Origin of the sequence: Lysobacter yananisis, assembly GCF_031199375.1 — a bacterium.
Lineage (GTDB): Bacteria > Pseudomonadota > Gammaproteobacteria > Xanthomonadales > Xanthomonadaceae > Lysobacter > Lysobacter yananisis.
In genome coordinates, this window is the sequence record NZ_CP133568.1 from 5,365,512 (window position 1) to 5,384,515 (window position 19,004).

Annotated in this window: 21 protein-coding genes; 11 read left to right on the forward strand and 10 right to left on the reverse strand. The window is 72.2% G+C overall.

What is annotated here, in order from left to right:
• Nucleotides 1-303 precede the first annotated feature (303 nt).
• Entirely contained in the window at nt 304-753 is a 450-nt protein-coding gene (locus tag RDV84_RS21915; RefSeq protein ID WP_057947241.1) for a hypothetical protein, read from the forward strand.
• A 164-nt stretch (nt 754-917) separates the two neighbouring features.
• Here RDV84_RS21915 and RDV84_RS21920 read toward each other — a convergent pair whose 3' ends face one another.
• Nucleotides 918-1,220: a PAAR domain-containing protein gene (locus RDV84_RS21920; protein ID WP_078998353.1), complete on the reverse strand. Its 303-nt coding sequence runs from the start codon at nt 1,218-1,220 to the stop codon at nt 918-920.
• Nucleotides 1,221-1,585: 365 nt separating this feature from the next.
• On the opposite strand from RDV84_RS21920, the gene RDV84_RS21925 reads away from it, so the two are divergent.
• The 3 genes from RDV84_RS21925 (at nt 1,586) to RDV84_RS21935 (ending at nt 3,316) form a co-directional block, all read left to right on the forward strand.
• Entirely contained in the window at nt 1,586-1,909 is a 324-nt protein-coding gene (locus RDV84_RS21925) for a hypothetical protein (protein ID WP_309151583.1), read from the forward strand.
• Nucleotides 1,910-1,917: 8 nt separating this feature from the next.
• Nucleotides 1,918-2,238, forward strand: a complete 321-nt coding sequence (locus RDV84_RS21930; protein WP_057947240.1) for a cyclic-phosphate processing receiver domain-containing protein — start codon at nt 1,918-1,920, stop codon at nt 2,236-2,238.
• Nucleotides 2,239-2,437: 199 nt separating this feature from the next.
• Nucleotides 2,438-3,316, forward strand: a complete 879-nt coding sequence (locus RDV84_RS21935; protein WP_309151584.1) for a DUF1684 domain-containing protein — start codon at nt 2,438-2,440, stop codon at nt 3,314-3,316.
• Between the two features lie 107 nt (nt 3,317-3,423).
• On the opposite strand, the gene RDV84_RS21940 is transcribed toward RDV84_RS21935, so the two are convergent.
• Nucleotides 3,424-5,097 carry a tetratricopeptide repeat protein gene (locus RDV84_RS21940; protein WP_309151585.1) on the reverse strand — a complete coding sequence of 558 codons (1,674 nt, stop codon included), beginning with the start codon at nt 5,095-5,097 and terminating at the stop codon, nt 3,424-3,426.
• Nucleotides 5,098-5,543: 446 nt separating this feature from the next.
• Here RDV84_RS21940 and RDV84_RS21945 point away from each other — a divergent pair, with 446 nt between their 5' ends.
• The gene (locus tag RDV84_RS21945) at nt 5,544-6,437 is read left to right on the forward strand and encodes a DMT family transporter (RefSeq protein ID WP_309151586.1); all 894 of its coding nucleotides are present in this window, start codon (nt 5,544-5,546) and stop codon (nt 6,435-6,437) included.
• Nucleotides 6,438-6,491: 54 nt separating this feature from the next.
• On the forward strand, nt 6,492-6,917 hold the full coding sequence (locus tag RDV84_RS21950; RefSeq protein ID WP_309151587.1) for a GNAT family N-acetyltransferase: 426 nt from the start codon (nt 6,492-6,494) through the stop codon (nt 6,915-6,917).
• Between the two features lie 57 nt (nt 6,918-6,974).
• Here the strand turns inward: RDV84_RS21950 and RDV84_RS21955 are convergent, their stop codons facing one another.
• The gene (locus RDV84_RS21955; RefSeq protein WP_309151588.1) at nt 6,975-7,400 is read right to left on the reverse strand and encodes a VOC family protein; all 426 of its coding nucleotides are present in this window, start codon (nt 7,398-7,400) and stop codon (nt 6,975-6,977) included.
• A gap of 93 nt (nt 7,401-7,493) precedes the next feature.
• On the opposite strand from RDV84_RS21955, the gene RDV84_RS21960 reads away from it, so the two are divergent.
• Nucleotides 7,494-8,096, forward strand: a complete 603-nt coding sequence (locus RDV84_RS21960) for a TetR/AcrR family transcriptional regulator (protein WP_309151589.1) — start codon at nt 7,494-7,496, stop codon at nt 8,094-8,096.
• Nucleotides 8,097-8,328: 232 nt separating this feature from the next.
• Here RDV84_RS21960 and RDV84_RS21965 read toward each other — a convergent pair whose 3' ends face one another.
• Entirely contained in the window at nt 8,329-9,201 is an 873-nt protein-coding gene (locus tag RDV84_RS21965; RefSeq protein WP_057947232.1) for a LysR family transcriptional regulator, read from the reverse strand.
• A 14-nt stretch (nt 9,202-9,215) separates the two neighbouring features.
• On the opposite strand from RDV84_RS21965, the gene RDV84_RS21970 reads away from it, so the two are divergent.
• Nucleotides 9,216-9,605: a hypothetical protein gene (locus tag RDV84_RS21970; protein WP_309151590.1), complete on the forward strand. Its 390-nt coding sequence runs from the start codon at nt 9,216-9,218 to the stop codon at nt 9,603-9,605.
• Here RDV84_RS21970 and RDV84_RS21975 read toward each other — a convergent pair.
• On the reverse strand, nt 9,533-10,459 hold the full coding sequence (locus RDV84_RS21975; RefSeq protein WP_309151591.1) for a hypothetical protein: 927 nt from the start codon (nt 10,457-10,459) through the stop codon (nt 9,533-9,535). The genes RDV84_RS21970 and RDV84_RS21975 overlap by 73 nt on opposite strands.
• Before the next feature lie 149 nt (nt 10,460-10,608).
• Here RDV84_RS21975 and RDV84_RS21980 point away from each other — a divergent pair, with 149 nt between their 5' ends.
• Both RDV84_RS21980 and RDV84_RS21985 read left to right on the forward strand, forming a co-directional pair.
• Nucleotides 10,609-11,217, forward strand: coding sequence for a hypothetical protein (locus RDV84_RS21980; protein ID WP_309151592.1), 609 nt, complete (start codon nt 10,609-10,611; stop codon nt 11,215-11,217).
• 145 nt (nt 11,218-11,362) lie between these two features.
• A complete protein-coding gene (locus tag RDV84_RS21985) occupies nt 11,363-11,959 on the forward strand; it encodes a hypothetical protein (RefSeq protein WP_309151593.1) in 597 nt (198 codons plus the stop codon).
• Nucleotides 11,960-11,993: 34 nt separating this feature from the next.
• On the opposite strand, the gene RDV84_RS21990 is transcribed toward RDV84_RS21985, so the two are convergent.
• Together RDV84_RS21990 and RDV84_RS21995 are read right to left on the reverse strand one after the other, a co-directional pair.
• A complete protein-coding gene (locus RDV84_RS21990) occupies nt 11,994-12,767 on the reverse strand; it encodes a hypothetical protein (protein WP_309151594.1) in 774 nt (257 codons plus the stop codon).
• Nucleotides 12,768-12,803: 36 nt separating this feature from the next.
• The gene (locus tag RDV84_RS21995) at nt 12,804-13,586 is read right to left on the reverse strand and encodes a hypothetical protein (RefSeq protein WP_309151595.1); all 783 of its coding nucleotides are present in this window, start codon (nt 13,584-13,586) and stop codon (nt 12,804-12,806) included.
• Nucleotides 13,587-13,783: 197 nt separating this feature from the next.
• Here RDV84_RS21995 and RDV84_RS22000 point away from each other — a divergent pair, with 197 nt between their 5' ends.
• A complete protein-coding gene (locus RDV84_RS22000) occupies nt 13,784-14,656 on the forward strand; it encodes a ParB N-terminal domain-containing protein (RefSeq protein ID WP_057947226.1) in 873 nt (290 codons plus the stop codon).
• A 141-nt stretch (nt 14,657-14,797) separates the two neighbouring features.
• Here the strand turns inward: RDV84_RS22000 and RDV84_RS22005 are convergent, their stop codons facing one another.
• From RDV84_RS22005 to RDV84_RS22015, 3 genes are all read right to left on the reverse strand, one after another.
• Complete coding sequence (locus RDV84_RS22005; RefSeq protein ID WP_309151596.1) at nt 14,798-15,091, reverse strand: putative hemolysin; 294 nt, start codon at nt 15,089-15,091, stop codon at nt 14,798-14,800.
• 249 nt (nt 15,092-15,340) lie between these two features.
• The gene (locus tag RDV84_RS22010) at nt 15,341-16,345 is read right to left on the reverse strand and encodes a lipase family protein (RefSeq protein ID WP_309151597.1); all 1,005 of its coding nucleotides are present in this window, start codon (nt 16,343-16,345) and stop codon (nt 15,341-15,343) included.
• 273 nt (nt 16,346-16,618) lie between these two features.
• Nucleotides 16,619-18,778, reverse strand: a complete 2,160-nt coding sequence (locus RDV84_RS22015) for a right-handed parallel beta-helix repeat-containing protein (RefSeq protein WP_309151598.1) — start codon at nt 18,776-18,778, stop codon at nt 16,619-16,621.
• Between the last annotated feature and the right edge of the window lie 226 nt (nt 18,779-19,004).

The following is a 19,004-nucleotide window of genomic DNA, read 5'->3' on the forward strand; positions in this document are numbered from 1 at the left end:
AGCGCGCGAGCCCGACGACGCGCGCCCGTGGAAGCGGGCGTTCACAGCCGCGCCCGCGCGCCGTTCTGCACGAATGCACGGCGGCGCTGCGCCGGCCGGGACCGCAGGTTCCCATCCCAACCTCGTCCCGCGCCGGCCGCGTCGCCTGCGGCCCCTCTCCTGCTAGCGGGAGAGGGGCTTTTCGGCTGCGCCGACGCGCACGGCCTTGCGCGGCTCGCGGGTATTGCGGCCACGGCGCCGCGCGCGGCCTTCACGTCCGCGGCCGCCGCGCGTTGGCATGGGTCCCGTCCGCGCCAGGCCGCCATGTACGCCGTCCTCACCCTGGAACCGCACCACCCCACCGTGCTGCGCGCCATCGAGATGATCCTCGCCGGCGCCAGTCTCCTGCCGGCGCCGAGCGAGCATTGCGGGCCGATCCAGCCGGGCCAGCTGGCGCTGCTCGACCTGTCGCCCGCCGCGCGCTCGGTGCTGGTGCTGGTCGGCAGCGCCGACGACGACCGGCTCAGCGGCCACGCCGATTGGGACAGCTACCGCGCCGCGCTCGAACAGCGCATCGACCTCGCCGACTTCGACCAGGTGCACGCGGTCGCCTGCCCGATCCACGGCACCCAGACCATCCGCTTCGCCCTCGGCGCGTTCGCCGCCGACCTGCAGCGCCGGCGCGACGATGCGCAGGGCTGGCTGTTCGCCGTGCCCGGCGCGGCCTCGTTCCAGGCGCAGGGTTGGGCGCCCGCCGCGCCGCCGCCGTACTGAGCGCGGCGGCGCCGGCTCACGCTGGCGCGGACGAAGCCGGCGAAGGTTTCGCGGGTGGCGATGGTGCCGTCGAAATCGAACACGGCCAGATCCATGCGGCCGCGCGTCCTGGATCGCGAGCCCGGACGGCCCGCGCGCAGTGTAGCCGCGCGGCGCCGGCCGGCTCAGCCGCGCCGCGCGTGCGGCGGCGCGATCAGGTCGGTGCCCAGCTCGACGATCGAGCGGATCTGGCTCAACGAAATCAGGATGCAACCGCAGGCGCAGAAATCGCCGTGGCGCGCGACCGCGCGGCCGTCGATGCGCTGCTCGGCGTCGCCGGTGACGATCGTGGTCATGCCGTGCATGCCACAGTGCACGGCGTCGCCGATCCGCGCCCAACGCGGCCGGCCGTCGCCGCCGGCGCCCTGCGCCAGCACGCTGCCGCCGCCGCTGGTGGTGTCGCCGGCCTGGATCCAGTAACGGGTCATCGCCTGCCTCCTTCGTCCACGTGCGCGCTCATGCGGGGCAACGGCGCGGCGCCGGCGGCGTGATCGCGCGCGTAATGCTTTGCGACGGCCGGCCTGGCGCGAGGTCATTTTGGATTGTCTTTTCATGCAATTTCAAATTGCAATTCGTTCGATGCGACGCAGGTCGCGGATGCGTTCGCCGGCCCGTCAAGGAGAAGTACGCACGCGCGTGCCGGCGGATGCGCACCGCGCACGCGAAGCGCGCACTGCGGCGTTCGCAGCGGCGCAAACCCCGAGCGCCGTCGCACTGCGGAAACTCAGCGACGCGCCGACGCGCGCGTCCGCCGGCGCAGCGGACGTGTTCGACGGGAAACGAGACTGCACGCATGAAGAACCTGCGAATGTTCGGTGACGGAAACGTCCGGCGTTTGAAACGACGCTTGGATCCTGAGGCGACGGCGGGCAGGCGCCGCGCGGGCGATGCCGCCGCGGCGGCATTCGCTAGCTCTAACGCTCGCCGGCGCGCGCTGGAGGACAGCGCGCGCAGGCCAATATCGCGATCCGTGGCGGCCGACTCATTCCGCTGCGACCGCGCGCGCATCCTGCTCGCGCCGCACGGTCTTCGCCGGCGCGCGCGGGCGCCCGGCGCGGTCGCACGCTTGCCGCGCGCGGCGCCCGCTGGCAGCATCGGCCGCCGCGCGAACCCTTGAGAACAGCGATGCGCGTCTACCTCGACGACGAACGCGACACCCCGCCCGGCTGGGAGCGCACGTACTGGCCGGACCAGACCATCGCCCTGCTCGCGACCGGCGCGGTGACCGAACTGAGCCTGGACCACGACCTCGGCGACGACGCGCGCGGCACCGGTTACGACGTGCTGCTGTGGATCGAGCGCGCGGTGGCCGAGCGCGGCTTCGTCGCGCCGCGGCTGCGGGTGCATTCGGCCAATCCGGCGGCGCGGCTGCGGATGCGGGCGGCGATCGAGGCGATCGAGCGCCTGCGCGGGCCGGCGGCGGGCGGCGCCGACGCGGCGGACTGAGCCGGCGGCATCCGGGCGCGAGCCTCGCCACGGGCGCGTGGCCGTCGTTGCGCCGCTGGGCGGCGCGGCGGATCGACCCGAGCGATCACGCTCCGCGGCGCAGGGCCGCGGGCTGACAAACGTCACCGGCCTTGCGGCGGACGCGCGGCGCGCACGGCTTGGCTAGCATGGGGGCTCCCCAATGCCCGCGGAGTTCGCGATGCGCCTGCCGTCCCCCTCGATCCGTACGCGGCTGGCGCTGGCGCTGCTGCTGGCCCTGCCGCTCGCCGCCCAGGCCGATCCGCGCAAGGACTACGACGAGTTCCGCGCCGGCCTCACCCAGCAGGCCAGCGGCGCCACCGGCATGTACGCGATCCAGGACGTGCGGGTGATCGCCGCCGGCGCCGGCGCGCACCTGCCGGCCGGCGCCCCGGCGGCGGCGCTGCGTTGGGCCGACGGCGCCGGCGGCGCCAAGGACGTGCGCCTGCGCTTCCGCGACGGCGCCGCGATGCTCGAAGGCCCGGGCCTGAAGCCGGTCGATCTGCTCAAGGCGCCCGACCAGACCCAGGCGCTGGCCGGCGGCCTGAGCGTGCGCGCCACCGTCTACGACGATGCGCTCAAGGCCTGGCTGTACAACCCCGCGCGGGTCGGCCAGACCTTCAAGGGCCTGTCGTTCTTTCCCTACGATCCCAAGGGCGTGATCCAGGCGCGGTTCGCGCGCCGCCCGGCCAAGGCGGTGAGCCACCTGGATTCGCGCAACCACACCGGCACGATGTACTGGATCGGCGATGTCGCCGTGCCGCTGCAGGGCAAGACCTACACCCTGCGCGCGTTCAACAAGAGCGGCGACTGGAGCGGCATCGACCACCTGCTGCTGTTCTTCACCGACAAGACCTCGAAGAAGACCAGCTACGGCGGCGGCCGGGTGCTGGAAGCGCACTTCCCCGCCGGCCAGCCGCCGCAGACGCTGAGCCTCAACCTCAACACGCTCTACAGCTTCCTGTGCGCGCATTCGGACTACTACAACTGTCCGGTCAACCTGACCACCTACGTGCCGGTGGCGCTGGAATTCGGCGAGAAGTACCCGCCGGGCGGTTGAGCCGGCGCCGCGCCCGGTTCGCGGCGCGGCGACATGGCGCGGCGACATGGCGCGGCGACATGGCGCGTTGAGCCGGCGGGCCGCCGCGGCGACCCGCCCGCGCGCGCCTAGCGCACCGGCAACGCGGCCTTGTTCGTCTCCAGGTCGGCCTTCCACATCCGCGCGCGCTCCTTGGCCGCGCGCACGTGCGCGCTGCCGTCCGGATCGGGCCAATCCAGCACCGCGTCGATCGCCGCCGCGGCGCCGGGATCGCGCGCCTGCAACAGCACGAACGCGCGCATCTGGGTCGCCTCGTAGATCTCCGGCGCCTCGGCGACGAGTTCGTTGACGCAGCGCACCGCGGTCGCGCCGTACTGCGGCCCCTGCGCCAGTTGCCCGCAGACGAAGAACCGGGTGCGCGCGGCCTCCTGCGGCGACAAGGCCCGCAGCGACGGCAACTGCGCGATGGCGTCGTCGGCGCGGCCGGCCAGGGTCAGCACCTTGATCAGTTGCGCGCGCACGTCGGGGTCGCGGGGCGCGTCGCGCACCGCCTGTTCCAGGTCGATCGCCGCCCAGCCCGGGATGTTCAGCATCATCAGCGCGGTCGCGCGCAAGTTGCGGAACTCGGCGTTGTGCGGCCAGAAACGCACCGCCTGCGAGGCGTAGACGAAGGTGCGCCAGTGATCGCCGTCGTGGCCGTAGGCGCGCGCGGCATAGCTCATCAAGGTGCCGCTGGGCGCCAGCTTCGATACCCGCGCCAGTTCCGCCGCCACCATCGGCGCGCCGGAGATCGGCGAGACCGGGAAGCCCTCGGCTTCGCCGACCACCGCGCCCAGGATCGGATTGCGCGGCGCGCGCTGGCGCGCGTCCTCGACCGCCTCGCGCAGCGCCTGCATCGAGCCGCCCCAGTTGGGCTGCGAGGCGAGGATGCGGCCATAGACCACGTAGTAGGAATCCGGATCGATCGCGCGGCAACGCTCGCTCGCGCGCTGCCACAGCTCCTGCGACAGATGCCGGCCGATCGCCATCTGCTGCACGCAGGCGACGCTGAGCCGCGGTTCCAGTTCCAGCGCCTGGTCGTACAGCGGCAGCGCCTTGGCGAACTGCGACTGCATGTCCTGCCGCTGCGCGTCGCCGACCTGGCTCAGCGCGGAAATACCGCGCGCGTCCTCGCCGATGGTCTGGTAATGGCTGGCCACGGCGACGCGCGCGTAGGCGCTGCGCGGCGACGCGCGCAACCAGCGCTGCGCGGTTTCGCCGGCGCGCGCGCTGGCGTCGAAGGCCTTGAACGCGCGGAAGATCTGCTCGCGCTGGGCCTGCACGCGGTAGTGCTGGTCCAGCAGCTCGGCGAAGCGCCGGTCGAGTTCGGCCGCGCCGTCCTTCTCGCCGAGCAACCGATCGATCTGGTCCAGCGACCACGCCGGCTTGCGCAGCAGGCTGCAGCGCCCCTGCGCGGCGCCGGCCAGCCATTGGTTGTCGGGCAGGTCCGGATAGCCCTTGCAGCGGGCTTCGTCGTCGACCAGCGCTTCGACCTCGCCGATCCGCTCGATGTAGGCGCGATCGGCCGGCGACAGCGGCGATGCAGACGGCTTGCCTTCGGACGGCTTGCCTTCGGACGGCCGGCCTTCGGATGGCTTGCCCGCGGACGGCTTGGCGGTGGGCTTGGCGGCCGCGGGCCCGGCCTTGGCGGCGGGCTGGGACGCGGCCGCCGGCGCGGGCTGCGAGTGCGCGGCCGACAGGCAGGCCAGGGAACAGGCGAGCGCCAGCAGGGCGCGGCGGGTGGAACGGGCAGAGGGCGACATCGAACGATCCTTGTGATGGCAGGCGGCGGCAGCGCCGTCGTGGCGCGCGGATTCGCATCGCAAGAGGCCGCGCTCGCGAGCGGCCTGCGCCGCGCATCGCCGCAGAGCGGCCGCAACGTCCCCTGCCGCCCCGCGCGCCGCCCCCTGCGCAGCGCCGGGGCATTGTGTCAGTGCACCGGCTTCGTGCGCTAGAGAAGTTCTTGACGTGCCATGTAGCGACAACTTCGTCGCAGCGCAGCCATGCTTTCGCACGACCGGGGCGACGTGCAGCTGCGGTGTACCTCGCCAGCATCCACCGCCGGGAAACGACACCGCCGCATCCAGGCGGGCTGCACCGCGGGGAGACGCTCTCGCGCAATCTGGCTCCATCAAATTAGAAATATCTGGACTCTATATAGAGCCAGAGGCTGCCTAAAGTGACCCCACCACCGCGCAGCCGAGCCGCCATGAACGCCATCCTCGCCCCCACCGGATTCGCCGCCCGCCTGCGCCTGGATGCGCTGGAACTGCCCGCGCTGGCCGCGATCTGGGGCATCTCGTTCCTGTTCATGCGCGTGGCCGCGCCGGCGTTCGGGCCGCTGGCGCTGGTCGAACTGCGGCTGGCGCTGGGCGGGCTGGTGCTGGCGCCGCTGTTGTGGCGCGCGCGGGCGCAATTCCCGCTGCGGCTGTGGCCGAAGCTGGCGCTGGTCGGCGCGATCAACTCGGCGGTGCCGTTCGTGCTGTTCGCCTGGGGCGCCGAACGCGCGCCGGCCGGGATCGGCGCGATCACCAGCGCCATGACCGTGCTGTTCGCCGCGCTGGTCGGCTTCGCGTGCTTCGGCGAGAAGATCGGCACGCGCCGCGCGCTGGCGCTGCTCGGCGGTTTCGCCGGCGTCGGCGTGCTGGCCGCGGGCAAGAGCGGCGGCGCCGGCGCGGCGATCGGCTGGGCGGTCGCGGCGGGGTGCGCGGCGGCGTTCCTGTACGGCGTCGGCCTGCACTTGGTGCGCCGCCATCTCGGCGGCCTGCCGCCGGCGGCGGTGGCCAGCGCGACCTTGCTCAGCGCGGCGCTGCTGATGCTGCCGGCGGCGCTGGCGCAGTGGCCGACGCAAGCGATCGGCGCGCGCGCCTGGGGCGCGGCGCTGCTGCTGGGGCTGCTCTGCACCGGCCTGGCCTACGCGCTGTTCTACCGGCTGGTGGCGCGCATCGGCGCGGCCCGCACCTCGCTGGTCACTTACCTGATTCCGCTGTTCGGCGTGGCCTGGGCCTGGCTGCTGCTGGACGAACCGGTGACCGCGCCGATGGCGGCGGCCGGCGCGCTGATCCTGGCCGGCGTATGGCTGGCGCGGCGCGAAGCGCAGTGAATGTCCGGCGGCGCCCGCGCCGCCTTCGAAACCCAACGAACGGGAGCGCGTGCCATGCAATGGATCGACCATCTTCGCGACGTCGACTGGGACGAACTGTCCGCGCTGTACCGGATCGCGCCGCTCGGCGAAAAGAGCCCGGATTACCTGCGCACCGCGTTCGGCAACAGCCGCTATGTGGCCCTGGTCTACGCCGACGGGCGCCTGGTCGGCGCCGGCCGCGCGCTCGCCGACCGCGTGGACTGCGCCTACCTCAGCGACATCGCCGTGCATCCGCAGCAACAGGGAACCGGCCTGGGCAAGGCCATCGTCGAATCGCTGGTGCGGCGCGCGCACGGCCATCGCAAGATCCTGCTGTACGCCAACCCCGGCAAGGAGGGCTTCTACCTGCGCCTGGGCTTCAAGCGCATGAACACCGCGATGGCGATGTTCGCCGACGAAGCGGCGGCGCTGGCGACGGGCGTGGTCGCCGCGAGTTGATGCGTGCGCAGGCCGACGCCGGCTGAGCGGCCGCCAGGCTTCGACCCGCGACCTCGTTCAAGCCGGCAACGCGCCGTCCGCGTACTGCGCGGCGAACTCCGCGCTTGGCGCGATCGGAGTGATGATGTCGAGCAGCACGCCGTTGGGATCGGCAGTGATGAAGTGGCGCTGGCCGAAGGCCTCGTCGCGCAGGCTCAGCAGCACCGGCAGGCCGGCGGCGACCAGGCGCGCGTGGACCGCGTCGACGTCCTCGACTTCGAAGTTCAGCAACAGGCCGCCGACCCGGCCGCGGCCGGACTCGGGGATGGTGGCGTGGTCGCCGTCGAGCACGGCCAGATTCACCGACGGGTCGTCGGCCGATTGCAGGTGCACGTACCAGTCGGCCTCGAACAGCGCGACGAAGCCGAAATGGGTCCGGTAGAAGGCCGCGGTGGCGGCGACGTCGGCGGTCATGAGCACGGGGTAGAAGCTGGCGATCTTCATGGGCGTCGGTTCCTGGCGGGGTGGGCTTGTCGGTGCCGGAGGCTTTTACATACAGTCTGCATGTAATTCCACATTAACATACAGGCTGCATGTATGGAATCCGCCGACCGCCGCCGCACGCCCGCCCGCGCGGGGCGCAGCAATCGCGAACGCACCGAAGGCACCCGTCGCGCCCTACTCGACGCCGCCCGCGCCCTGTTCGTCGCCCGCGGCTACGCCGACACCTCCACTCCCGACGTCGTCGCCGCGGCCGGCGTGACCCGCGGCGCGCTGTACCACCACTTCGCCGACAAGCGCGAATTGTTCCGGCACGTGCTGGAGGCGGAGGCCGAAGCCGTGCGCGAGGCCATCCTCGCCGCCGCCCCCGCCGGCCTGCCCGCGCGAGCGGCCCTGCTGCGCGGCGCCGAGGCCTACCTGGACAGCATGACCGTGCCCGGCCGGACCCGGCTGTTGTTGATCGACGCGCCGGCGGTGCTCGGCGCGGAGCAGGCGCTGGCGATCGACGAGGCCAACGCCGGCAGCGCCTTGCAGGAAGGATTGGCCGAGGCGCTGGGCGATGCGAACGTCGACATCGCCGCCCTCGCCCGCCTGCTCTCGGCCGGTTTCGACCGCGCGGCGCTGGAGATCGATGCGGGCGCGGATGCGCGGCGCACGCGAAACGCGATGCTGTGGCTGCTGGCGAAGACGCTGGCCTGAAAAGACGACGCCGGCGACTGGCCCGAGGGCGGGTTCGGCCGGCCCGCGCGCGAGCGACGCGCACTCCGACGGTCGCCGCAGCGGTGCGCATTCCAGCGTTCGCCGCGATGACCACAGCAGTGGTCTCGCGCGATTGTCTTAGTGAAGCCGCGGCTTCATCGCCAACGGCGAGCGCGCCCAACGCCGCCGCATCGCACGCATTCGCGCCCTATCGCTGCGCTCGCGCCGCGCCTCACTCCGCGCAAGCCCGCTCCAGCCACCCCGCGAACGCCGACGCGCCGTCGCCGGCGGGCTTCAACGCCAGCCGGGTCAGCCAGTAGCCGCCGGCGTCCAGGGCGGTGTCGAAGGGCTGCACCAGCAGGCCCTGGGCGATCTCGCGCGCGAACATCGACGGCGGCGCCAAGGCCACGCCCAGGCCCTGCAACGCGCATTGCACCATGGTCACCGAGGAGTCGAAGATCGCGCCGTTGATCGGACCGCACGGCACCGCGTGCGCGGCTTCGAACCACAGCCGCCAGTCGTCGACGAAGTACGAGCGCAGCAAGGGGAAGCGCGCCAGTTCGGCCGGGTCGCGCAGTTGCTGGGCGATCGCCGGGGTGCACAGCGGGGTCAGCGGCGCGGCCCGCAGGAACTTGCTTTCCATCCCGGGCCAGGTGCCGCGGCCGAAGCGCACCGCGTAGTCGAGGCCTTCGGCGGCCGGATCGACCCGGTTGTTGTGGGTGCTGACCCGCACGTCCACCGACGGATGCAGGCGCGCGAATTCGGCCAGCCGCGGCAGCAGCCAACCGCTGGCGAAGGTGCCGACCGCGCCGACATGCACCACTTCGCGCGCCAGGCCGTCGCCGACCCGGTCGAGCGCGCTGTCGATGCGGTCGAACGCTTCCTGGATCGCCGGCAGCAGGCCCAGGCCCTCGTCGGTCAGCGCCAGTCCGCGCGGCAGGCGGCGGAACAACTCGACCCCGAGTTGGTTTTCCAGCAAGCGCACCTGATGGCTGACCGCGGCCTGGGTGACGTTGAGCTCGTCGGCCGCGCGGGTCAGGCTGAGCGCGCGCGCGGCGGCCTCGAAAGCCTTGAGCGCGCCGAGGTTGATGCGGGTGTGGGCCATGGCGGTTCCAATCGATGAGAACGGCCGAGGCCGATCCGGTGAAGACGGGCGGCCGCAGCCGCCGCGCCGCGCATGCGGCCGCGCGGCCGATGCAAGAAATAATGGGGCCGGCCAAAAGAAATCGTTGTGACTCGCGCATCGGCCGGGCCGGGGGAATTCAAAGCTGCGCCGCGCGCACTGTCAACGACGGCCGCGGATTGTTTTCCGATGATGCGGCTGCCGAGTCCATCGCCGCCGCATCCGTCACGTCCGGCGCGAATGCGGACGCGGATGCGGAAAACCCGGAGCGCGTGCGCAGCGGCATCGGCGCGCGCGTTCGCCGATGTCGCGTTCAGCGCCGCACCGGCGTCGCCTCCGCCAGCGCGCCGCCGTCGGCCACCTCGGCGCGCTTTTCCAGCAGATAGGCGTACCACTGCGCCTGGATCGCGTGCACCGGCCCTAGTTCGCGCTCGAACTCGGCCAGCGTGCCGCGGCCGCGCAGCAGCCGGCGATAGGCCGCGGCGTAGCGGCCGCCGTCGTAGTGGAACAGGAAGTGCGACAGGCTCCAGTACTCGATGTAATAGACGTTGAGATGGCGCCCGCCGATCGGCGGCCCGCTGTTGTCGATCAACTGCCGTAGCGGGATCAACAGGCCCGAGCGCAGGTCGCGTTCGAGCGAGCCCGACAGCGCCAGGTCCGGCAGCCACCAGATCGGATACGCGCCGGGGTCGATCGTGCCCGGCCGCAGCCGCGCGCCGTCGAACCGGCTCGCGCCGAAATAGCTGGCCACGCCTTCGTTTATCCACTTCGCCCGCGCGTAGCCGGCGCGCTCGGCATGCAGCTGGTGGGTGGCCTCGTGCAGCATCCAGTGATAGGGGCTGTCCGAGTCCTGATCGAAATAGGCGTGGCAGTACGGCGTGCGGTAGTAGGCCTCGGCCCACGGCATCGAGGTGTTGAACGCGGAGAACTGGGCGCGGTCGCGATACAGGATCAGGCGCAGGCGGGTGTCGGCCGGCGCCGGCGGCAAGGCGAAGAACTCGCCGTAGGCGCGGTACAAGGCCTCCACCGCGGTCGCCACGCGCACGGTCTGCGCCGGCGTGGCGGCGCTGAAGATGGCGTAGTGGTCGCTGCGGTACTCGCGCGCTTGCGGCGGCAACGGCGTGGCCGCGGCGGCGGCGGGCGGTGGCGCGGCGGTCGCGCTGCGGCCCGGGCCGGTGCCGCGGTCCGAACACGCCGCGCAGGCCGCGGCCAGGCAGCAGGCGACGACGATCCGTTTCATGCGCATGCGCATCTCCTTGCGTCCAGCCGCCAGCCTAGCGCGCGCGGCGGCCGAAGCGAAATGGCCTGCGCGCCGAGTCCGTAAGTGGCCCTTGAGGCGGCTCGGCGGCGCGCCGCACAGTGGCGGCGACCGCCCCGGGAGCCGCGCCGATGCCATCGTTGCAAGTTGCCCGCCGCCCGACCTCGGCGCTGTACGCCGGCGCCCTCGCCGCGCTGCTCGCGCTGGCCTGGCCGCCTGCCTGCCTCGCCCAGGCCGCGGCGACGCCGGCCGCTACCCAACGCGACGGCCAACGCGATTTCGATTTCGAAACCGGACTGTGGCGCACCCACGTGCGGCGCCTGGCGCGGTCGCCGGGCGCCGCGCCGCGGTGGCTGGAGTACACCGGCACCACCCGCGTCGTCGCCGTGCACGGCGGCCGCGCCAATCTCGCCGAACTGGCCGTGGCCGGCCCGGCCGGGCGCATCGATGGCGTCGCCCTGCGACTGTACGAACCGGCCCCGCGGCAATGGCGGATCCACTACGCCAACCTGGGCGACGGCGCCCTGACCGCGCCGCTGGCCGGCCGCTTCGTCGACGGCCGCGGCGAATTCTTCGGCGACGACCGCATCGACGGCCGACCGGTCCGGGTGCGCTTTCGCATCCACTGCCCGCGCCCGGACCGCTGCCTGTTCGAACAAGCCGTCTCCGCCGACGGCCGCCGCCAGTGGCAAGTCAACTGGCTCGCCACCGACACCCGCTTGGGCGAAAGCGCGGGCTGAGTTCGACGCTGAAGAGTTGCACTCCGACGAGCCGCACTCCGACGAGTTGCACTCAGACGAGTCGCACTCAGACGAGCCGCACGCCGACGAGCCGCGCACCGACACGCCGCGCGCCGCTGATCCGCCCACACCGCCAGGACCGCGCATGCCCGACCTCCACGACCCGTCCCGCCGCCTGCTGCTGCGCGCGCCGTTGCTCGCCGCCGTCGCGGCCGCGCTGCCCGCCGCGGCCACGGCCGCCGCGCCGGCGGTCTCCGACTCCGCCCGCGGCGCCGATCCCGCGCGCGCCTTCGACTTCTTCCTCGGCACCTGGCAGGTGCGCTACCGCCGCCTGCGCGAACGGCTGATGGACAGCCGCGACTGGGAGGAATTCGACGGCCGCTGCCAGACCCAGTCGCTGTTCGGCGGCCTCGCCCAGTTCGACGAAAGCGTGGTGAACCGACCCGGCCTGCCCTATCGCGGCCTGGCCCTGCGCAGCTTCGACCCGGCCACGCGCAGTTGGGCCGACTGGTGGCTGGACACGCGCAACCCGCAGCGCATCGGCCCGCCGATGATCGGCGGCTTCGCCGACGGCGAAGGCCGCTTCTTCGGCGAGAGCCAACTGCGCGGCGCGACGGTCAAGGTGCGCGGGCTGTGGACCGGGATCGGCGCCGACCGCGTGCAATGGGAACAGGCGTATTCGGCCGATGGCGGCGCGAGTTGGGAAACCAACTGGGTCTCGCGCTATCGGCGCGTCGGCTGAGGCGATCGCCACGCCGACGTCCCGCCGTCCGCGCTCAAGGAATCGAATCGGCGCAACTGCACACGGGCTCCAGCACCGCGCATCGCGCCGGCGTCCACCAGCGTTCGCGATAACCGCCGTCGGCCGTCGCTTCCAGCCGGATCGCCCCGCGTCGCCCGCCGATCAGCCAGCCGTCGCCGAGCGGCTGGATCGAGCCGACATAGCTGCCCAGCCAATCGCGCGAGCGATGCAGGCGCCGGACCTGGCCGCTGTCCAACTGCACCGACGCCACCCCGTCGACCAACAGCAGCACCCATTCCTTGTCGCCGCGCCGCACCGCCGCCACCGGCGCGGCGTCGAGTTCGGCGAGGCGGTGGATGCGCCAGCTGCGCCCGTCGCGGCGCTCGAAGCGCAGGACCGAGCCGCGGTTGGCGTCCAAGTGGGCGAGACCCTCGGCGATCACCGCCTCGCCGCGGTAGCGCGTCGCCGCGACCGGATCGACCTGCGTCTGCTCGAAGCGCGCGCCGCCGTCGCGCGGCAGCCATTCGATCCAGCCGCCGAACTCGCCGCGGTTGTAACCGAGCAAGGCGCCGTCGTCGAACAGCTCCCGCACCGTCAGGTAGCGATGCTCATGGCGGACCTGGACCAACTCCGGCGTGCCGTCGGCCGCGCGCCGCACCGACCATTCCTGCTGCGAATAGTTGGCGCAGCGCAACGCCGCTTCGGAGCGCGGCGGATCGACCGCCACCCAGCCCGACGGCGGCGCGTCGCCGCCGGTCGCCACCACCGCGGCGGCCGCAGCCGCCAGCATCCATGTCGTCGCCGTCATCGTCCGTTGCCTGCCTGCATCGTGAAGTCGTCTTCGCTAGCGCTCCAGCCGCTGCGGCCGGCACCCGCACTGCGGCGCGGCCAGGCGCCGGCAGTTCTCCGGCACCAGCCATTGTTCGCTGTAGTGCTCGCCGAACGGCTGCAGCCGGATCAGACCGTGCGCGGTGCCGATCAGCCAACCCGCGCCGGAGGCCTGCAGCGACTGCGGCTGCAGCCGCGCCCAGCGCGGATTGCGGTGCAGCGGCCGCTGCCGCTGCGCGGCCAGGTCGATGGCGACCAGGCCGGTCTGGGTCAACACCACCCAGTCGCGCTCGCCGCTGCGCACCGCCGCGGCCGGCGTCGCGTCGAGTTCGAGCGCGCGATGGATCCGCCAGCGCTGCGCGTCGCGCCGCTCGAAGCGCACGATCGCGCCCTCATGGCGGCCGTCGTGGCTGCGGCCCTCGGCCAGGAACACGTCGCCGCCGAACTCGGTCGCGGCCTTGGGCCGCAGGTCGGCGTTGCTGAGCACGAAGCCGGCCTTCGCCGCCGCGCCCTGGCGCGGCTTCCATTCGATCCGGCCGTCGCCGGCGGCGCGCATCACCCCGTCGGCCAGCGCCACCTGCAACGGCGGCGCCGGCTGCGGCGGCGCGATGCGCACGCGCTCGCCGTCGTCGGCCGACACCTGCCAGGGACGCAGCGCGTCGATCGCGCACTGCCATTGCGCGGCGTCCTCGGGCGCGGCGATCGCCGCCCAGCCCTTGGGCACCTCGCCCGCGCCGAGGCTGATGCCGTGCGCGCCGGCGGCGCCCGGCGCCGGCCAGGCCAACGCGAAGCAGGCCATCGCTGCGATCGCACTTTGCCGCATCCGTCCCCTCGGCGTGGCGCCGCGGACTCGCGGCCGCGCCAGTATCGCCGATCCGCGGGCCGTCTCGCGTCCCCGGCCCGCGCCGGTCCGCGCGCGCCGCGCCGGCCGGCCTGACGCGGCGGCCGCGACTGCCTACAATGCCCGCCCCCACCGTTCCGAACGCCGCACGCCGCATGGATATCGTCATCAACGAATCGCTCAAGGCCTACATCGACCCGCTGACTCCGGACGAGCACGAGGCGCTGGAGGCCAGCCTGCTCGCCGAAGGCTGCCGCGACGCGCTGATCCTGTGGGGCGATGTGCTGGTCGACGGCCACAACCGCTACGGCATCTGCAAGCAGCACGGGCTGCCGTTCCAGACCGTGCAGAACAAGCGCTTCAAGACCCTCGACGACGTTCACCTGTGGATGATCGACCAGCACCTGGGCCGGCGCAGCGTCTCGGACTTCCAGCGCGGCGTGCTGGCGCTGCGCAAGCGCGAAATCCTGAGCGAACGGCGCGCGCGCGCCGAAGCCGAGCGCGCGGCCGAAGCCGAGGCCGCCGCCGCGCCGGCCGCGGACGCGGACGCGGCCGGCGATGCGCCGCCGTGGGCCGACGACGCCGCGTTCCAGGCGCCGGCGCTGGACAGCCGCCAGGCGCTGGCCAAGGCCGCGCGCCTGAGCAACAGCCAGGTCGGCATGATCGAGACCATCCACAAGCAGGCCGCGCCGGAAGTGGTGGCCGCGGTCAAGTCCGGCGCGATCTCGATCAACGCCGCCGCCGCGGTCGCGACCTTGCCGGAAGACGAACAACGCGCCGCGGCCCTGGCCGGCGGCGCCGAACTCAAGCAGGCCGCCAAGCGCGTGCGCGAATCCAAGCGCAAGCCGCGCGAGGCCAAGCCGCAGGTGGAGGTCGAGGAAGAGGCGGCGCCGGCGCGGTTCGTGGCCAACGCGGACGAGAGCGAGGAACTGCAGGCGCTACGCAAGCGCGTGGCTGAACTGAGTGAAGAGAACGAGGCGCTGAAGCTGGAAATCGCCGGCCTGCGCGCGGCGCTGGGACGCGACTGAGCGCCGGCGCGGCCGCGCTCGCGGCCGGCGGCTTCGACCCCGCGCGGCGCCCGCGCCCGCCGCGCGCAACGCCGGCGAGAGATCGATACCCGGAGAACTAAAACGCGCGGCCGGACGAAGTTCGTCCGACCGCGTACGCACTCACTCCGCCGGCTTCTCGCACTTGTTGTCGCGCATCAGCGCCCATTCTTCGCAGACGCGGCCGTCGGGCAGGTGGCACAGGCCGTACTGGCCGCCGTCCTTGCCGGTGCGGATCTCCAGCCGGCCGCCGAGCTTCTGGCAGTTCACCGAGGCCGGATTGGCCATACCTACGCCCTTGGCTTCGGCGGCCGGCATCGGGTCGGATTTGGTCGCGACCGGTTCGGAGGGCGTGCTGCAGGCGGACAGCGCGAGCAGCGCCAGCGGCAGGAGGACGGAGGCGGCGCGGAGGCTCATGGCGGATACCTGGGTGGCGGAAAACGGCGGCCACTATACGGGTGGGTGGATTGATGCCTGGGTGAAGGTTTGCGGCGGGTGGCGGCGCGGCGATGCGAGCGCAAGGCGTCGGGCCTGAAGGCCCTCCCACACAAGCCCCGGCGTCGAATGAAGGCGCTCGCACAAAAAACTGGGCAAGCGCGCGCGCTGTCGTGGGAGGGCCTTCAGGCCCGACGCCTTGCGCTGCGCTCGCGACGCACCGCCGAACCCTCAACCCGCCTTCACCGCCGCGGTCGCTTCCGCCTTCATCAGCGTCTGCGCCTGATCGGCCCAGCGCACGTCGGCGCCGGCCGGCGGATACGTGCTCACCATCGTCCACGAGGTCTCGCCCGCGACCTGATCGGGGAAACTGCCCTGCCATTGCTGCGGCGTCAGCGGCAAGGCGTTGTCCAGCACCACGGTCAGGTTCGACAGCGCATGCCGCGCCAACAGGTGCGGGAACCATTCCTTGTCGACATAGAACGACGTGCGGAAGCCGGTGCCGACCGCGCAATAGTCGAACGTCGACGGCGGCAGCGACGGCACGTAGTCCCAGTAGTTGTACACGCGGATGCTGAGGCTGGCGTCGATCTGGTTCGCGTACGCGCTGCCCCAGCTGTCCAGGCCGACCATCGGGCTGGCGAAATTGATGTTGGACGCGGAAAACGGCCGCTCGCCCATCGGCCGGCTGACCGCCACGTCCAGCGAGAACAGCTGGCTCAGCGCCGCGCCGAGGCTGTGGCCGGTGACGTAGAGCTGGGTCGGCTGGTATTTGTGCAGCAGCGCGAACAACTGCGCGCGCATCGATGCGGTCATGCCCTCGCCCTGGGTGTCGTAGATGCCGTAGAACCCCGACGACACCCACGGCGTCGGGCTGACGCTGCCCGCGGTCGGGACGAACGTGGTGGGAATGAAGTGCACGTCCTCCCAGGCGTCGAGATCCGAATCGGTGCCGCGGAAGGCGAAGATGCAGGTATCCGGTTGCGCCGAGGACTGGAACACCACGCCGAAGGATTCGATCGAGCCGCTGAGCAGCAGCGCGTCCCAGCCGGTCCAGTGGTCGACCATGACGTAGCCGGGCGGCGCAGTCACCGGTTGATCGGGATTCTGGTAGTAGTCGTACGCGGCGCGCGATGCGATCGCCAGCGCCAGGGTGAGATCGGTATCGAGGGTCGGGTTGCCGGCGTAAGCGCCGGCGTCGGGCAGCGTGGTTGCTGCGGCAAGGCTCGCGTTCATGGAATCGTTCCGTCCGGTCGGCTGAAGGCGGTGACGCGCGCCGGCCGTCCCCGCAATCCGGCGGGCGGCGCGCGATGCATCACGTCATTTGTGACGGATTTCGCGGAACAGCGAGGGCTTGCTGTCCGCGCGGCATTTCTAAGTACGCCAAACGGCCGCGGCGGCGGACACGCCCACGGACACGCCCGCGGCCGCGACCGCAACCACGCGCGCAAAAAAAAGCGGCCGCGCGTGGCGCGGCCGCTGGCCTGTCGGCGACAGGACCGGGAAAGCTCAGTGCGGCGCGTCCTCCAGCACGAGGTCGTCGAGCAGGAAGCTCGCGTTCTCGTGCCCGCTGGAATCGGTCGAGCCGATCAGCTGCACCCACACGCTCGCGGTCAGCGCCGGCGGCTGCACCAGCGCCGACACCGCGGTCCACTCGTCGCTGCCCGCGTTCAAGAACACATCGCTGAAAGAGGTGTCCTCATCGCCGGTGGCCGGCGTGCGGTCCTCCTTGAGCCAGCGCAGGCGCAAGCGCGCATTGGCCGGCAGCGGCGCGGTGCCGGCGACGTGGCGCACCCAGAAGCTCACGCGCTTGGCGCCGTTGTCGGCGAGGTAACCGGGATGGTTGGCCACGGTCGCGCCCCAGTAGCCGCCTTCGGCGACCACTTGCAGGCTGTGCGCGCCGGAATGGCCGACATCGGCGCGCTGCACCGCGCTGCCGTACCACGGCGTCCACAGGCCGATGGATTCTTCCAGGGTCGCGGTCGGCGCGTCGATCAGGTTGAACGGCGCGCCGTCGGTGGTGCTGCCGGCGTCCTGCAGGTACGGCGCGGCCTGCCAGGCGCTGAAGCCGATCGCCTCGCCGTAGCGCTTGGCGAAACGCCAGGGGCCGTAGTAGTGGTTGTTGGCGAAGCGGTTGCCGTTATGGAACATCACATCGTCCTGCACCTGCTTCACCGTGTACGGCGACCAGGCGATGTTGTCCACGCCGGTGGCGTACAGCGCCTGCGCGCCGCAATAGCTCGACAGCCCGCACGGCACCACGGCCGGATCGAAGTAGAACTCGTTGCCGGTCACTTCGATGTTCTGCGCGCGCCAGCGGCAATCGCGCTGCAGCGTGGCGTCGTTGCCGATGCCGGTGTAGCACGGGTGCTGGTCGCTGACCGGCGCCGGATAGACGCTGGGGTGCTGCGGGTCCGGCCGCGCGATCAGCGCCGGATGCACGAACGGCGTGCAGTACACCGAACTGGTATTGCCGTTGGAGTTGCAGAAGCGGTTGGCGTTCTCGTAGATCGACACGCCGGAGAAGTTGTTCTCGAAGTAGTTGTCGTGGATCAGCAGCTTGTCCGAGCCGCTGACCGCCGACGGCAGGCGCGCGTCGCCGCCGGATTCGGACAGGTAGATCGCCGGCGCCGGCGAGCCGCGGTCGGCGTTGCCGGACACCCAGCCATTGTTGATGAAGGTGTTGGCGCGGATGGTGGCGTTGTAACTGATCTCGTACCACAGGCCGACGCCGTCGTTGTCGCGGACGAAGTTGTTCTCGAACAGGAAATCGATGTTGTTGGTGTCGGCCCACAGGCCGGTGCCGCGGTTGTGGTGGACGTAGTTGCCGCGCACCACCGCGCCGCGCACGTCCCAGAACTTGCCGCCGCCGGTGCAGCCGCAACGGGTCGAGCTCTCCCAGTCGTCGGTGTTGTTGCCGGCGATCTCGTTGTCCTCGAGCACGATGTCGACGATGGCCGAGCGGCCCGGCACCGGGTTCTGCGCGCCCGGCGGCAGGCTCTGCAGCGGCGGGCGGTACATGCTGAAACCGTACTGGCCGTTGTTCTTCAGGCAGTTGCGCCGCACCCGGTTGCCGCTGCCGAGGAACACGCCGGCGCCGTCGTTGTCGACGATGGCGTTGTCCTCGACGATCCAGTTCGCGCCGGCGTCGTGGTTGACCACGCCCTGGTCGAAGTTGTCGCGGCCGCGACCGAAGTTGCGGATGGTCAGGTAGCGGATCTGGACGTCGGCGACATCGCCGGTGAAGGCGTAGAGGTTCTTGTTCTTGCCGTCCAGGATCGCGCCGGGTGCGCCGATGTAGCGGTTGCCGGGACGGGCGATGATCTGGTCGTAGATATGGTCGCCGAGGGTGTGCTCGCCCGGCGCGAACCAGAACGTGCCGTCGCGGGCGAAGTCGAAATCGCTGTTGTCGCCGGCCGGGACCACGTAGGCCTGATCCGGAGCCTGCGCCGGTCCGGACGCGAGCGCGCCGGGTTCGCAATAGCGCGCGGTCGGATCGGCCGGCCACAACAAGCCGGCGTGGGCCTGGCCCGGCGCGCCGATGCGCGCGGGCGTTGGCACCGGCGCGGCGGCCGATGCGATCGAGGGCGCGGCCAGCGCGGCGGCGACGGCGAGCGCGGCCAGCCAGGCCGGACCCTGCACGGTCAGACGATGCAATGAGATGTTCAAGAAGCGATTCCCCTGCTGTGGTGCGTGGCGGCGCGCGGCGCCGCGGCGAGGGCCGGGGACGCGCGATGGCGAGCGCTCCCCTGCTCCGCCCGCGGCCCCGACGGCGGCGCTGCGGCCGCGTGCGCGCATTGCAGCGGTCGGTGTCATGCGGCACCAGTGGAGGCTGTCACCTCGCGCGCGGGTTGTGATCGCCGTCGCGCCCGTCGCTGCCGGCGTCGCCGGGGCC

Coding starts and splice junctions, on each gene's coding strand:
- RDV84_RS21915 (WP_057947241.1), top strand. CDS start 304: ATGTACGCCGTCCTCACCCTGGAACCGCACCACCCCACCGTGCTGCGC.
- RDV84_RS21920 (WP_078998353.1), bottom strand. CDS start 1,220: ATGACCCGTTACTGGATCCAGGCCGGCGACACCACCAGCGGCGGCGGC.
- RDV84_RS21925 (WP_309151583.1), top strand. CDS start 1,586: ATGAAGAACCTGCGAATGTTCGGTGACGGAAACGTCCGGCGTTTGAAA.
- RDV84_RS21930 (WP_057947240.1), top strand. CDS start 1,918: ATGCGCGTCTACCTCGACGACGAACGCGACACCCCGCCCGGCTGGGAG.
- RDV84_RS21935 (WP_309151584.1), top strand. CDS start 2,438: ATGCGCCTGCCGTCCCCCTCGATCCGTACGCGGCTGGCGCTGGCGCTG.
- RDV84_RS21940 (WP_309151585.1), bottom strand. CDS start 5,097: ATGTCGCCCTCTGCCCGTTCCACCCGCCGCGCCCTGCTGGCGCTCGCC.
- RDV84_RS21945 (WP_309151586.1), top strand. CDS start 5,544: ATGAACGCCATCCTCGCCCCCACCGGATTCGCCGCCCGCCTGCGCCTG.
- RDV84_RS21950 (WP_309151587.1), top strand. CDS start 6,492: ATGCAATGGATCGACCATCTTCGCGACGTCGACTGGGACGAACTGTCC.
- RDV84_RS21955 (WP_309151588.1), bottom strand. CDS start 7,400: ATGAAGATCGCCAGCTTCTACCCCGTGCTCATGACCGCCGACGTCGCC.
- RDV84_RS21960 (WP_309151589.1), top strand. CDS start 7,494: ATGGAATCCGCCGACCGCCGCCGCACGCCCGCCCGCGCGGGGCGCAGC.
- RDV84_RS21965 (WP_057947232.1), bottom strand. CDS start 9,201: ATGGCCCACACCCGCATCAACCTCGGCGCGCTCAAGGCTTTCGAGGCC.
- RDV84_RS21970 (WP_309151590.1), top strand. CDS start 9,216: ATGAGAACGGCCGAGGCCGATCCGGTGAAGACGGGCGGCCGCAGCCGC.
- RDV84_RS21975 (WP_309151591.1), bottom strand. CDS start 10,459: ATGAAACGGATCGTCGTCGCCTGCTGCCTGGCCGCGGCCTGCGCGGCG.
- RDV84_RS21980 (WP_309151592.1), top strand. CDS start 10,609: ATGCCATCGTTGCAAGTTGCCCGCCGCCCGACCTCGGCGCTGTACGCC.
- RDV84_RS21985 (WP_309151593.1), top strand. CDS start 11,363: ATGCCCGACCTCCACGACCCGTCCCGCCGCCTGCTGCTGCGCGCGCCG.
- RDV84_RS21990 (WP_309151594.1), bottom strand. CDS start 12,767: ATGACGGCGACGACATGGATGCTGGCGGCTGCGGCCGCCGCGGTGGTG.
- RDV84_RS21995 (WP_309151595.1), bottom strand. CDS start 13,586: ATGGCCTGCTTCGCGTTGGCCTGGCCGGCGCCGGGCGCCGCCGGCGCG.
- RDV84_RS22000 (WP_057947226.1), top strand. CDS start 13,784: ATGGATATCGTCATCAACGAATCGCTCAAGGCCTACATCGACCCGCTG.
- RDV84_RS22005 (WP_309151596.1), bottom strand. CDS start 15,091: ATGAGCCTCCGCGCCGCCTCCGTCCTCCTGCCGCTGGCGCTGCTCGCG.
- RDV84_RS22010 (WP_309151597.1), bottom strand. CDS start 16,345: ATGAACGCGAGCCTTGCCGCAGCAACCACGCTGCCCGACGCCGGCGCT.